Consider the following 12,548-nt stretch of genomic DNA (forward strand, 5'->3'; position numbering starts at 1 on the left):
GCTGGCCTACCAGGGCGCCCCGGTGCCCAGGAAGATGAACCAGCTCGGCATGGGCGGGGCGCCGGTCACCGGCTCGTTGCTCACGCCGGACCCGGTCGGGGAGACCAGGGCGCTGGAGAAGGCACGGGCGGAGGAGGCCGCCGCCGAGAGGGCGCTGCACGACGGCCACTCCGGCGCCGATGAGCTCGTCGCCCGCGAGGACGAGCGCGCGGCGCTGGCCGGCCGGCCCGACGCCGGTCGCCCGAAGGACATCACCGACTGATCCGCACGTCACCACGAAGGCCCCGCCACCCGGCGGGGCCTTCGTCGTATCCGGGGCCGATGAGGACCCGCGCTCGCGGAACGACCCACATCCGGTGGTGCGACCACGAGCACGGCGCCACCGCGGCCGTGCAAAGGCCGCACAGCACCACGGCGAGCGGCTCGTCGCCGCGCCACCGCCCTCCCCCAGCAGGTCCGGCCACCACCAGCGCCACGACCAGGAGCAGGGTGGGCACGGCCGGCCAGAGCGCCGGGACCACCGCGTGTCCCCCAGCGCGACGGCCGTGACGGCGACCGCCCACCTCGTCGTCGGCACCCGGGCCCGCGACCGGCGGTCGACACCGGCGCCGCCGGTCGACCATGATCGGGGCAACGACGAGATGGAGGTACCCATGCGGGTCGACGCGATGCTGGCGGGCAGCTCGATCACGGACCTGGCCGCGGAGGCCCGCGGGCGCGAGGCGGCGGGCTACGACGGGCTGTGGAGCTTCGAGGCCGCCCACGACCCGTTCCTGCCGCTGATGCCGGTGGCCGAGCACACCGACCACATCGCGGTGGGTACCGGGATCGCCGTGGCGTTCGCCCGCAACCCGATGTCGATGGCCCACGTCTCCCATGACGTGCAGGTGCACTCGCAGGGCCGGCTCCTGCTGGGGCTGGGCAGCCAGGTCAAGCCGCACATCGAACGGCGCTTCGGCATGCCGTGGAGCCACCCGGCGCCCCGGATGCGCGAGTACGTGCAGGCGCTGCGCGCGATCTGGTCGGCCTGGGACGACGACGAGCGGCTGAACTTCCGCGGTGACTTCTACAGCCACACCCTGATGACGCCGTTCTTCTCCCCCGCCCCGAGCCCGTGGGGGCCGCCGAAGGTCTACCTGGCCGCGGTGGGCGAGCACATGACGCGGGTGGCGGGCGAGGTGTGCGACGGCCTCCAGCCGCACGCCTTCACCACGGAGCGCTACCTGCGCGAACGCACCCTGCCGCTGCTGGCCGAGGGGCTCGCCGCGTCGGGCCGCACCCTGGCCGACTTCTCGATCAGCTTCTCCGGCTTCGTCGTCACCGGACGGAACGAGGAGGAGATGGCGGTGGCCGAGGCCGGCATGCGCCAGCAGATCGCCTTCTACGGCAGCACCCCCAGCTACCGCACGGTGCTGGACATGCACGGCTGGGGCGAGCTGGGCGTCGAGCTCAACACGCTCTCCCGCGGCACCGACCCCGACCGCTGGGAGAAGATGGGCGACCTCATCGACGACGAGGTGCTGCGTACGTTCGCCGTGATCGCCGAGCCCGACGCCCTGGGCCCGGCGCTGCTGGAGCGCTACGGCGACATCGTGGACCGCTTCACCTTCTACGCCCCCTACGCCCACGACGACGCGGTCTTCGCCCCGGCGGTCGAGGCCCTCCGCAAGGCGCCCTGACTCAGACCTCGTTGCGCCAGCTGTGTTGCGGCTCGTAGCCCAGCACGCGGCGGGCCTTGTCGATCGACAGCATCGTCTCGTGCTCGCCGAGTTCCCTGGTGACGGGCACGCCCGGGTAGACCTCGGCGGCGAGCCTCGCGCTCGGCTGCGACATCACCGTGTCCGCGTTGGCGATCACGAACACCTCGGTGCCCGTCATCTCGTGCTCCAGGGCCTTCCGCACGGCCTGGGCGCCGTCGCGGCCGTCGATGTAGGCCCAGAGGTTCCAGCGGCGCAGCTGCGGGTCGGCGTCGAAGGCGGGGAACCCGGCGTAGTCGGCCACGTCCATGACGTTGGAGAAGCGCAGGCCGATCATCTTCATCTCCGGCACCCACCGGCAGAACTGCCGCGCCATCTCCTCCTCCAGCGTCTTGACCAGGGAGTACGTGCTCTCCGGCCGCGGCGGGTACTCCTCGTCGACGGGGATGTAGGGCGGGGGCGCGTCGAAGGGCAGGCCGAGCACGGTCTCGCTGGACGCCCACACCACGTTGCGGACGCCGACGGCCCGGGCCGCGGCGAACACGTTGTAGGTGCACGGCGCGTTGTTGGCGAACGTCGCGGAGTTGGTCGTGAGGCCGGGGGCGGGGATCGCGGCGAGGTGCACGACCGCGTCGACGCCGTCGTGCCGGTCGTCGACGCCGGAGAGCGCCTCCACCACCTGGCCGTAGTCGGTGAGATCGAGGCGCACCTGCGCCGCCGCGGAGGATCCGGGGTCGGTCACCCGATCGAGCGCCACCACCCTGTACCCGTGTTCCTGCAGGTCACGCACCACGTGGCGGCCGAGCTTGCCGCTGCTGCCGGTCACCGCAACTGTCGTCATGCCTCCTTCCTACCCGCCGGTATGGCCAGCGGCGCGGTGGGGCGCTATGGTGATCGGCATGCGCATCGCCCTTCTCGCCCTCGACGCGGCCGTACCGCCGCGCGTCGGCTCGAGCCAGGCCGCCGGCGCGCAGAACATCCTCTGAGTCCTCCGAGGCCTGGCTCGGGTGCCCACCGCCGTGGAACCCCCTGGAGCCGATCATGACCGTTCTGGACCACTCCCCCCGCCCCACCACCTACGCCTTCCGTTCGCAGCGCCGGCACGAGATCGTCACCACCGGCGGCATGGAGGGCGTCCTGCGCGTCGGTGCCGCGCTGCGGGCGTCCGGCTACCCGGTCCGCGACTTCACCGTCGAGGTCCGTGACGGCGTCCCCTACAGCTCCGTCAGCTGCACCGTCTCGCTGACCAGCGCCGAGTCCGACTCGTTCGCCGCCCGCATGGGTGCGCTCGACGAGGTCGTCGCGGTGGATCCCCGGTAGGTCCCCGGCAGGTCACGGAATCGACTCTTCGCGGTGGGCACGAAGAGGTCCGGGCAGGGCGGGCGCGGCATGGCGATCGCGGGCCTGGTCCTGTCCGGGCTCTGGGTGCTCGCCATCGGGGCGCTGATCGCCGTGGCCGTCGCCACCTCGGCGCAACGCGACACCACCACCGGGCAACCTGCGCGACTCCACCGACCTCCGCTCGCTGCCCGCCGTGCCGTGCGCACAGCCGCACGAGGGCGAGGTGTTCGCCGGGTTCGACCTGCCCTCGGGCGCCTGTCCGGGCCAGACCCAGGTGGACTCGCTGTCGGAGACCGGCTGCGGCACCCGCTTCGGCGACTACTCCGCCGCGGACCCGAGCACCGAGCGCCTGTTCGGCGTCTACCCGCTCGAGTCCAACTGGGCCCGTGGTGACCGGGAGGTCGCCTGCATCGCCACCCCGCTGGACGGCGGGCTGACGACGGGCTCGCTGAGGACGAGCTGACCTAGAGGGTGGCCGGGTCCACGTCGAGGGTGGTGCGGTCCAGGCTCTCCAGCAGCGCGAACTGCGGACCGGTGCGGGGCAGCTCGTGGCGGAAGAAGTACTGCGCCGCCGCGCGCTTGCCCGCGTAGAAGTCCCCCTCGCGATCGCCCGCCGCGAGCAGCTGCTCCAGCCAGATCCACGCCAGCACGACGTGCCCGACGGCCTCCAGGTACACCGACGAGTTGGCCAGCGTGACGGCCGGGTCTCCCGCCGCCCACAGCGTGCGGGTGACCTCCTCCACGCGCGTGACGGCGGCGCCGAGCGCGTCGGCGTGCTCGGTGAGGCCGGCGGCCCGGGCCCGCTCGACGGTGGCCCCCAACGTGCCCTGCAGCAAGGTGAGGCCCGCTCCGTCGGCGATGACCACCTTGCGCCCCAGCAGGTCCAGCCCCTGGATGCCGTGCGTGCCCTCGTGGATGGGGTTGAGCCGGTTGTCGCGGTAGAACTGCTCGACGGCGTACTCGCGGGTGTAGCCGTAGCCGCCGTGCACCTGGATCGCGAGGTCGTTGGCGGCCAGGCACCACTGCGACGGCCAGCTCTTGGCGATCGGGGTGAGCGTGTCGAGCAGCAGGTGGGCCCGGGCCTGCTCCTCCGCCGTCGCGGCCGTCCGCTCCTCGTCCAGCAGCTTGGCGCAGTAGAGGATCAGCGCCACCGCCCCCTCCGCGTACGACTTCTGGGCCAGCAGCATCCGCACGACGTCCGCGTGCTCGACGATGGCGACGGGCGGCCCGCCCTTGCCCGTGGCGGGACGGCCCTGGGTGCGGGTGCGCGCGTAGTCCAGCGCGTGCAGGTAACCGGTGTAACCCAGCGCGGCCGCTCCCCCGCCGACGCCGACGCGCGCCTCGTTCATCATGTGGAACATCAGCGCGAGGCCCTGGCCCGGCTCGCCGACGATGGTCCCGACCGCCCCCGCCTCGCCACCGGGCGTGAACCTGCCCTCGCCGAAGTTGAGCAGCGTGTTGACGGTGCCGCGGTAGCCCATCTTGTGGTTCACACCGGCGAGGACGACGTCGTTGCGCTGCCCGTCGGGAAGGATCTTCGGTACGACGAACAGCGAGATGCCCTTCACCCCCGCCGGGCCACCGGGGATCTTGGCCAGCACCAGGTGGACGATGTTCTCGCTGAGGTCGTGGTCGCCGCCGGAGATCCACATCTTGTTGCCCGAGAGCCGGTAGGTGCCGTCCTCGCGGGGCTCGGCGCGGGTGGTGATGTCGGCCAGCGACGATCCGGCCTGCGGCTCCGAGAGGCACATCGTGCCGAAGAACCGGCCCTCCACCATGGGCCCGACCCACGTCTCCACCTGCTCGGGCGAGCCGTGGGCCAGCAACAGGTTGGCGTTGGCGATGGTGAGGAACGGGTAGGCGGACGTGGCGATGTTGGCTGCCTGGAACCACAGGAAGCACGCCTGCGCCACGGTCTGCGGGAGCTGCATGCCACCGACGGCCTCGTCCATCGCGGCGCCGGTGATGCCGGTGCCCGCGAACACCGCCAGCGCCTCGGCGACCTCCGGGATGAGGTGCACCCGCTCGCCGTCGAAGCGGGGCTCGTCGAGGTCGGCGGCGCGGTTGTGGGGCGCGAACCGCTCCGTGGCCACCTGCTCGGAGAGGTCCAGCACCGCGTCGAACGTCTCGCGGGAGTGCTCGGCGAACCGTTCCCGCTTCGTCAGCGACTCGACGTCGAGCCACTCGTGGAGGAGGAAGTCGAGGTCACGACGGGACAGCAGCAGTGAGCGCACCGTCCGAGGTTAGGCCCCGTGACTCCGGACGTCGATCCACAGCACGACCAGCATGTGCGGCACCGTCAGCGCGAGCAGGACACGCAGCGCCTCGGCGACCGAGCCGGCCCCGTCCGTGGCGGTGACGGTCAGTGTCGCGATCACGACGAGGGTGGCCAGAGCCGCGACCGTGGGGAGTGCCGCCATCCGCGCGAGGCGCAGCACGGCGTCGCGGGTGCGGCCGGCGTCCACCAGCGTGGCGCAGCCGGGTTCGGCGACGAGCAGCCGCCCGGCGTGACGCAGGGCGTGCCAGCCCCCGAACCAGACCGCGAACGCGACGAGCGGCGGGAGCAGGGCACCCAGCGCGCCGACGAGCACGAGATCCAGCAGCACCACCGGGCGGCCGGCGCGCACCGCCGCCACTCCCGCCACACCGGCCGCCACCAGCCAGGTGACGGTCGTCGCGAGCCGGAACCCGTCGGAACCGACGACGGCGCCGAGGCCCGGTGACAACGCCGCGGCGACCGCCCGTATCTCGGCCCCGGAGCGGGCGAGCGGCAGCAGCAGCGCCCCGGTGGCCGCGACGGCCGTGGCGACGGCCGCGACCGGACCGCGGGCTCCCGGCTGGGCCTCCAGCTCCCCCAGCCCGAAGTGGACGACGCTGAGCAGCACCACGGCCACCAGTGGCACCGGTCCGCCCCAACGCAGCAGCGCCCACGTCGCCACGGCGCAGGCGGCGTACACCGCGGTGACCCCGCCGAGCCCCCGGCCGGTGAGCCGGCTCAGCAGGACGTGGTCCACAGCCCCGTGCGGGATCCCCGCGAGGAACCCGGTCGCGGCGACGGCCAGCACCACGGACGAGGGCCACGACGCCCCCGCGGGACCGAGCACCCCCACCGCCACGAGCCCGACCACCAGCCGGCGCGACCAGCGCGCCGTCGCCCGCGCGATCCGCGCCCGGCCGGCAGGCGGTCGCACCGGTGCGGAGAAGGTCATGTCGGCAGTATCGGCGCCCTCCGACCGCGCCGCGCGTCGATCGGCAAAACGAGCCAAAGGTTGTTCGACTCGCGCGGCGCCGGTCGAGGATCCATGCTGGCGATGCACCCGACGCCGGGTACTCGATGTTGCCGTGTCCGCAGGTCACGGCCATGTTGTCGTGCCGCCGGCCGGGTTCACCGAGTTGGATCGACGGCTATGGAGGCCGACATGATTCCCGACCAACTGACGCAAGGTCAGTTCGACACGGTCTACAACCTGCTCTCGCTGGTGATCGCGGCGCAGTTGTTCACCGCCCTCTATCTGCTCATCGCACAACCCCGCGTACTGGCCCGCTACCGGCAGGCCATCGTCGTCTCCGCGATCGTGTGCGGGATCGCCGCGTACCACTACTTCCGGATCTTCGACTCGTTCAAGGCCGCGTTCGTCACCGACGCACCGGGCGGACGGGGCACCTACACGCAGGCCGCGGGCCTGTCGTTCAACGAGGGCTACCGCTACGTCGACTGGCTGCTCACGGTGCCGCTGCTGCTGCTCGAGCTCATCGTCGTGCTGGCACTGGCCCGCAAGCTGCAGCGCTCGCTGCTGGTGCGGCTCATCCCGGCGGCGGCGCTCATGATCGCGCTCGGGTACCCGGGTGAGGTCAGTGGCGACAACGTCGAGCGGTTCGTCTTCGGCGGGCTGTCGACCATCCCGTTCCTCTACATCCTCTACGTGCTGTTCGTCGAGCTCACGAAGTCGCTCGACCGTCAGCCGCAGGCGGTGCGCGGCACGATCAGCCGGATGCGCATCCTGCTGTTCGCGACGTGGGGCGTCTACCCGATCGCGTACCTGTTCCCGCTCATCGGGTTCGACGGGGCCGATGCGTGGGTGCTCAAGCAGGCCGGCTACTCCTTCGCCGACATCCTGGCGAAGGCGCTCTACGGCCTGCTGATCTTCACAATCGCCCGCGCCAAGTCCTTCGCGGACGACCCGGGCTTCGCCGCGGTGGAGTCCTCCCACGACGACGCCCCGGTGCAGGTCGCCACGCCTCCGGCGGCCGGCAGCGCGATGGCCTGACCCCGTCTGCCGGACGGGCCGATCCGGCACGCTTGCACCGTGCCGGATCGGCCCTCCCAGTCTGCTCGACCGGTCAACTCGTGCCGAGCGCGGCCGCCACCACCTGCTGGGCCTCCTCCTGGATCCGGGCGAGGTGCTCGGGGCCGTGGAAGCTCTCGGCGTAGACCTTGTAGACGTCCTCGGTGCCCGACGGGCGCGCGGCGAACCAGCCGCCGTCGGTGGTGACCTTGAGCCCGCCCAGCGGTGCCCCGTTGCCCGGCGCCTCGGTGAGCATCGCGGTGATCTTCTCCCCGGCCAGCTCGTCGGCCGTCACGTCGCTCGCCGACAGCTTCCCCAGCTTCGCCTTGGCCTCCGGCGTGGTGGCCACGTCGATCCGGGCGTAGGCGGGCGAGCCGAACCTCTCCGTCAGCGTGGCGTAGCGCTGCGACGGGCTCTCACCGGTGACCGCCAGCATCTCCGACGCCAGCAGCGCCAGGATGATGCCGTCCTTGTCGGTGCTCCACACACCGCCGTCGCGGCGCAGGAACGACGCCCCGGCGCTCTCCTCACCGCCGAAGCCGAGCGATCCGTCGATCAGGCCGGGCACGAACCACTTGAACCCGACGGGGGTCTCGACGAGCGTCCGGCCGAGGTCGGCGGCCACCCGGTCGATCATCGACGAGCTGACGGCGGTCTTCCCGACGCCCGCGGTGGCCGACCAGCCGGGTCGGTTCGCGTAGAGGTAGCCGATGGCCACGGCGAGGAAGTGGTTGGGGTTCATCAGCCCGGCGTCGGAGGTGACGATGCCGTGGCGGTCGGCGTCGGCGTCGTTGCCGGTGGAGATCGGGAACCGGTCCTTCGCCGCGACGAGCGACGCCATCGCGTACGGCGACGAGCAGTCCATGCGGATCTTGCCGTCCCAGTCGAGCGTCATGAACCCGAACTGCGGGTCGACGTCCGGGTTCACCACGGTCAGATCGATCTTGTGCTGCTCGGCGATGGCGCCCCAGTAGGCGACGCTGGCCCCGCCGAGGGGGTCGGCGCCGATACGGACGCCGGCGTTGCGGATGGCGTCGAGGTCGACGACCGACGGCAGGTCGGAGACGTACTCGCCGAGGAAGTCGTAGTTGCCCAGGGCGGCGCGGTCGAGCGTCCGGCGGCGGATGTCGTTGCCGCCCAACAGCTCGTTGGCGCGGTTCGCGATCCAGGTGGTGGCGTCGGAGTCGGCGGGCCCGCCGTGCGGGGGGTTGTACTTGAAGCCGCCGTCGGCGGGCGGGTTGTGCGACGGGGTGATCACCACACCGTCACCGAGGCCCGAGACCCTGCCGCGGTTGTGCTGGATGATCGCGTGCGACACCGCCGGGGTCGGGGTGTAACCGTCGGCCGCGTCGACGAGCACGTGCACGTCGTTGGCGGCGAACACCTCGCACGCGGTGACCCACGCGGGCTCCGACAGCGCGTGCGTGTCCCGTCCGACGAACAGCGGCCCGTCGGTGCCCTGGGCCGCCCGGTACTCGACGATGGCCTGGCTGGTCGCGGCGATGTGGTCGTCGTTGAACGTGGTGAGCAGCGACGAGCCCCGGTGTCCGGACGTCCCGAACGCCACCCGCTGGGCCGTGATCGCCGGGTCGGGGTGGAGGTCGTGGTAGGCGTCCAGCAGCTTCCCGACGTCGACGAGGTCGCTCGGCTGGGCGGGGGTTCCGGCGCGGGGATCGGTCGCCATCGGTCTCTCCAAGCTGGGTTCAGGGGCACCGTGCAGATCTCGTGGTCGCCGTGCAGAGGTTATGCCCTCGGCGCGGTGATCATCGGTTCTGCACGGTCGGCCCACCCACCGACCCTGCAGGTCGCGGGACCCCTGCGCGAGGCGCGGCGGAAGTCGGGGTCGCCGGGGGCGGTCCCGACGCGCGCGTGCCGGTGATCGGGTCCATGGTGGCCCCATGAGTCTCGTGGACAAGGCCAAGGACCTGCTGAGCCGGATCGACGACACGGCCGGCGACGCGCCCGAGCCGAAGGAGCCCGCCTCCCGGGCGCAGAACGGTGACCCCACCGCCACGACCGGGCCCGGCGTGGCCGAGGGCGGTCCGGCGGAGGAGCAGCAGCTGGACTGACCGGAACCGGTTCTGGCGATCATGGTGGTGGTGGGAGGGCGAGCGGCCATCCGCCCGTGATCACCGCCGTGGTGGGGCCGCCGTCCGGCCCACCACCAGCTCCCCGGCCAGCGACCGGTGGTGCGGCGGCACCGTGTCCGTGTCGAGCAGCCCCACCACGGCGTCCACGGCGTGGGCTCCGATCTCGGCCACGGGTTGGCGCCAGGTGGTCAGGCCGATCAGCGGGGTCCGCAGCGGGCCGACGCCGTCGTAGCCGGTGACCGACAGCTCCCCCGGCGCCGCGACGCCGGCCACGGCGAGCGCCTCCAGCAGCCGCACGGCGTGGAGGTCGCTCGGCGCCATCACCGCCGTCACACCGGGGTGCGCGCGGATCTCCGGGACCAGCCGCGGCACCTCGTCGACGAGCCCGCCCGCCACCTCGACGACCTCGACGCCGCGCTCCCGCAGCCGCCGAGCCATCGCCGCCGTGCGCGGCGCCATCGTCAGGGACCGACCGGGCGGCAGCCCGATCACCGCGACGCGGTGGTGACCGAGATCCGCGACGTGGTCGGCCAGCCCGGCGCCGCCCGCGTCCTCGTCGCAGAAGACGCTGGTGACGTCGGCGTGGGTCTCCGGCCGCCCGGCCACCACCGTGGGGATGCGGGCGGCGAACGTGGCGACGTCGGATGCGGGCAGCAGGCCGCTGCACACGACGAGCCCCTCCACCTGCAGCTGCACCAGCGTCTCCAGCGCGTGCCGCTCCTCCGCGAGCTCGAAACGACCCGATCCGGTGGCCGTGACGACGCGGTAGCCGTGGTGCGACGCACGCTCCTGCATGGCGGTGAGCACGTGGCCGTAGAACGGGGTGGCGGCGTCGCGGACGAACACGCCGACCGTGTAGGTCCGGCGCGCCACCATCGCCCGCGCCGTCGCGTTGACGACGTAGCCGAGCTCCGCCGCCGCGGCGAGCACGCGCTCACGGGTCCGCGTGCCGACGCTGCCCTGCCCGGTGAACACCCGCGACACCACCGACTTCGACACCCCGGCCGCGCGGGCGACGTCGATGATGGTGGGGTTGCGCGCGCGGTCGCTCACCCGCGGGCCACGACGCCCAGGGCCGTCTCGGGATCGACCCACACGTGCGCGTCCCAACCGTGGGCGCGGGCCGCCTCGACGTTCTCCGTGCGGTCGTCGAAGAACACGACGTCACCCGGCGACGTGCCGTAGACGGCGTCGGCGTGCGCGTAGATCTCCGGCTCGGGTTTGAGCAGGGCCGCGTCGGCGGAGAACACCAGGTGCACGACCTGCGCACTCCACGACGCCGCCCGCACCGCCGCCGCGAGCGGCGCGGGCGCGTTCGACAGGACGCACAGCCGCACGCCGTCCCGGGTCAGCCGGTCGAGCAGGGCCCCGCTCGACGGCGGGAGCGTCGACCACTTGGTGGAGTCGAGGTGCTCGAGCCGGGCGAGCAGATCGCGCTCCGGGGTCCGCCCCAGCCCTTCGAGGACGGCCGTCCAGTACGCCGCGGCCGGGTCTCCGCGGTCGTACGCCTTGCGCGGAGGCCAGTAGGCGGCGGCCAGCTCGTCCTCGGAGACCCGGAGCTCCGACGCGAGCCGCGGCAGCACACCCGTGGAGGGCACGAGGACCTCGCCGAGGTCGAACACGACCGTCAGGGAACGTTCCACCTCGCGACCGTACCTCGCGGTGCGACCAGGCTCACGGCGAATCCACAGGTTCTTCCCAGACAGCCGTCGCACGCTGGAGGAACGCGCGAAACAGGAGGTCCACGATGCGACCCGACACCCGTCCCGCCACCGGCTCGGCCAGCGACCGCGGCCGCCGACGGCACGCCGCCGACGCGGTGGCCGTGATCCCGGGGCCGGACGGGCTGGGCGTCGCCGTGGCCGACGGGATCGCCGACTCCGCCGCAGCGGCCCTGGCCGCGCGCGTCGCCGCCGACGCGGGCGCCGCGACGGCCGCCCACGACGGCGCGGTCGCGGCTCTGCTCGCGGCGGGTGAGGCGGTGCGGGCCGAGGGGAAGGGCGACGCCGTCATGGTCGTCGCCGCCGTGCGGCCCGGCTGGTGCGAGATCGCGTGGGTGGGCGACTGTCGGGTGTACCTCTGGGACAGTGCCGACGCACTCCGCTCCGCGGAGGCGCCCGGCGGCGCAGCGACCGTTCGTCTGCTCACCACCGACCAGACGGCGGCCCAGGCCGTCCGCGACACCGGCGGGACACCGCCGCGCAGCTGGGAGAACGTCGTGCTGGAGACCGTCGGGACGGCAACGGCGGACACGCTCGGTCACCGGGAGGTGCCGCCCGCCGTCGGCCGGCTCGCGCTCCTCACCGACGGGGTGCACCACGAACTGTCCGACGGTGAGATCGGGGCGGTGCTGGAGCGGGCGCCCGATGTCGCGTCCGCCGCACGCTTCCTCACCGACGCCGCCCTGCTGGGCGGGGCGGGCGACAACGCCAGCGCCACCGTGGTCGACATCCCGATCCTGCCGGGTGCGACGCGGCCGGTCGGGAACACCAACCCGCGGATGCCGGCCGTCGTGCCGTCACACCCCGCGGCCCGCGAGGGTGACGTTGCGTAGTCAGGCCGAGAGGCGCTGCTGAGGGATGCGCAGGTGCAGCGGAAGGGCCGACGACGGCGTGTTGTCGGTGGTCAGGTGGAAGTGCCCGCTGCGGGAGCGGCTGCAGCGGTAGGCGCGCAGCCGGTTGGCGCCGAGCGCCTCCAGCTCACGGGCTGCAGCCTCGGCGTCCTCGCGGGTGCCGTAGATGACCTTGCCGTTCGTGCCGCGGCTCTGCCGCAGGGGAACGGTGCCGGCGAGCTCCGCGCGGCTGGGCGTGCAGAACACGGGGCGACCGCTGTTGGCCAGGCGCGCGTGCCGGATGAGGACCTCGCCGCGGGCGGCGTCACGCACCCCCCGCTGCTGCGGGATGACGGGGCTGGTGGGTGCTTCGGGACCCTGTGCTGCCTCGTGCATGTCGGCCTCCTTCGTCGCGGATCTACCTTCAGATCGCGTGCCACCCACCCTGCCGTTATCCAGCCGGAAAGGGGATACCACCATCGTGTCGTTTTATAGTGGGCATCACGGTGGGTGACCTGTGGACAACTCCCCCGCCGGACGCCTCCCGCGTCGGTCGCCGTCGGTGCCTGGCCCTAACTTGTGG

General features: G+C 72.9%; 13 protein-coding genes and 1 pseudogene. 7 read left to right on the forward strand and 7 right to left on the reverse strand.

Annotated elements, in window-relative coordinates; translation table 11 throughout:
* A pseudogene (locus BGP03_RS20805) lies at positions 1-262 on the forward strand (cytochrome b); the annotation flags it as partial.
* 262 nt (positions 263-524) lie between these two features.
* Positions 525-1,679: a TIGR03617 family F420-dependent LLM class oxidoreductase gene (locus BGP03_RS20810; protein WP_299737118.1), complete on the forward strand. Its 1,155-nt coding sequence runs from the start codon at positions 525-527 to the stop codon at positions 1,677-1,679.
* A 1-nt stretch (position 1,680) separates the two neighbouring features.
* Here BGP03_RS20810 and BGP03_RS20815 read toward each other — a convergent pair whose 3' ends face one another.
* On the reverse strand, positions 1,681-2,538 hold the full coding sequence (locus BGP03_RS20815; protein WP_296377885.1) for an NAD(P)-dependent oxidoreductase: 858 nt from the start codon (positions 2,536-2,538) through the stop codon (positions 1,681-1,683).
* A 200-nt stretch (positions 2,539-2,738) separates the two neighbouring features.
* On the opposite strand from BGP03_RS20815, the gene BGP03_RS20820 reads away from it, so the two are divergent.
* Positions 2,739-3,017: a hypothetical protein gene (locus BGP03_RS20820; RefSeq protein WP_298797888.1), complete on the forward strand. Its 279-nt coding sequence runs from the start codon at positions 2,739-2,741 to the stop codon at positions 3,015-3,017.
* A 178-nt stretch (positions 3,018-3,195) separates the two neighbouring features.
* The gene (locus BGP03_RS20825) at positions 3,196-3,501 is read left to right on the forward strand and encodes a septum formation family protein (RefSeq protein WP_363094188.1); all 306 of its coding nucleotides are present in this window, start codon (positions 3,196-3,198) and stop codon (positions 3,499-3,501) included.
* Between the two features lies 1 nt (position 3,502).
* Here BGP03_RS20825 and BGP03_RS20830 read toward each other — a convergent pair whose 3' ends face one another.
* A complete protein-coding gene (locus BGP03_RS20830) occupies positions 3,503-5,272 on the reverse strand; it encodes an acyl-CoA dehydrogenase (protein ID WP_298797890.1) in 1,770 nt (589 codons plus the stop codon).
* 9 nt (positions 5,273-5,281) lie between these two features.
* The gene (locus tag BGP03_RS20835) at positions 5,282-6,247 is read right to left on the reverse strand and encodes a beta-carotene 15,15'-dioxygenase, Brp/Blh family (protein ID WP_298797892.1); all 966 of its coding nucleotides are present in this window, start codon (positions 6,245-6,247) and stop codon (positions 5,282-5,284) included.
* Positions 6,248-6,457: 210 nt separating this feature from the next.
* Here BGP03_RS20835 and BGP03_RS20840 point away from each other — a divergent pair, with 210 nt between their 5' ends.
* A complete protein-coding gene (locus BGP03_RS20840; RefSeq protein WP_296377889.1) occupies positions 6,458-7,306 on the forward strand; it encodes a bacteriorhodopsin-like in 849 nt (282 codons plus the stop codon).
* 73 nt (positions 7,307-7,379) lie between these two features.
* On the opposite strand, the gene pgm is transcribed toward BGP03_RS20840, so the two are convergent.
* Positions 7,380-9,008: a phosphoglucomutase (alpha-D-glucose-1,6-bisphosphate-dependent) gene (pgm, locus tag BGP03_RS20845; protein ID WP_298797895.1), complete on the reverse strand. Its 1,629-nt coding sequence runs from the start codon at positions 9,006-9,008 to the stop codon at positions 7,380-7,382.
* Between the two features lie 214 nt (positions 9,009-9,222).
* Here pgm and BGP03_RS20850 point away from each other — a divergent pair, with 214 nt between their 5' ends.
* Complete coding sequence (locus BGP03_RS20850) at positions 9,223-9,393, forward strand: hypothetical protein (protein WP_296377891.1); 171 nt, start codon at positions 9,223-9,225, stop codon at positions 9,391-9,393.
* Positions 9,394-9,453: 60 nt separating this feature from the next.
* On the opposite strand, the gene BGP03_RS20855 is transcribed toward BGP03_RS20850, so the two are convergent.
* Together BGP03_RS20855 and BGP03_RS20860 are read right to left on the reverse strand one after the other, a co-directional pair.
* Positions 9,454-10,467, reverse strand: coding sequence for a LacI family DNA-binding transcriptional regulator (locus tag BGP03_RS20855; RefSeq protein WP_298797898.1), 1,014 nt, complete (start codon positions 10,465-10,467; stop codon positions 9,454-9,456).
* A complete protein-coding gene (locus BGP03_RS20860) occupies positions 10,464-11,057 on the reverse strand; it encodes an HAD family phosphatase (RefSeq protein WP_296377893.1) in 594 nt (197 codons plus the stop codon). The genes BGP03_RS20855 and BGP03_RS20860 overlap by 4 nt, the downstream gene beginning before the upstream one ends.
* Positions 11,058-11,161: 104 nt before the next feature.
* On the opposite strand from BGP03_RS20860, the gene BGP03_RS20865 reads away from it, so the two are divergent.
* Positions 11,162-11,968, forward strand: coding sequence for a serine/threonine protein phosphatase (locus BGP03_RS20865; RefSeq protein WP_296377894.1), 807 nt, complete (start codon positions 11,162-11,164; stop codon positions 11,966-11,968).
* Here the strand turns inward: BGP03_RS20865 and BGP03_RS20870 are convergent, their stop codons facing one another.
* Positions 11,969-12,361, reverse strand: a complete 393-nt coding sequence (locus BGP03_RS20870) for a hypothetical protein (RefSeq protein ID WP_296377895.1) — start codon at positions 12,359-12,361, stop codon at positions 11,969-11,971.
* Positions 12,362-12,548 lie beyond the last annotated feature (187 nt).

It is taken from the genome of Pseudonocardia sp. 73-21 (assembly GCF_001899645.1).
In the GTDB taxonomy this organism is placed as follows: Bacteria; Actinomycetota; Actinomycetes; order Mycobacteriales; family Pseudonocardiaceae; genus Pseudonocardia.

Bases quoted from the DNA above. Each gene is read 5' to 3' on its own strand.
- BGP03_RS20815 (WP_296377885.1), bottom strand. From the start codon at position 2,538: ATGACGACAGTTGCGGTGACCGGCAGCAGCGGCAAGCTCGGCCGCCAC.
- BGP03_RS20820 (WP_298797888.1), top strand. From the start codon at position 2,739: ATGACCGTTCTGGACCACTCCCCCCGCCCCACCACCTACGCCTTCCGT.
- BGP03_RS20835 (WP_298797892.1), bottom strand. From the start codon at position 6,247: ATGACCTTCTCCGCACCGGTGCGACCGCCTGCCGGCCGGGCGCGGATC.
- BGP03_RS20840 (WP_296377889.1), top strand. From the start codon at position 6,458: ATGATTCCCGACCAACTGACGCAAGGTCAGTTCGACACGGTCTACAAC.
- pgm (WP_298797895.1), bottom strand. From the start codon at position 9,008: ATGGCGACCGATCCCCGCGCCGGAACCCCCGCCCAGCCGAGCGACCTC.
- BGP03_RS20850 (WP_296377891.1), top strand. From the start codon at position 9,223: ATGAGTCTCGTGGACAAGGCCAAGGACCTGCTGAGCCGGATCGACGAC.
- BGP03_RS20865 (WP_296377894.1), top strand. From the start codon at position 11,162: ATGCGACCCGACACCCGTCCCGCCACCGGCTCGGCCAGCGACCGCGGC.
- BGP03_RS20870 (WP_296377895.1), bottom strand. From the start codon at position 12,361: ATGCACGAGGCAGCACAGGGTCCCGAAGCACCCACCAGCCCCGTCATC.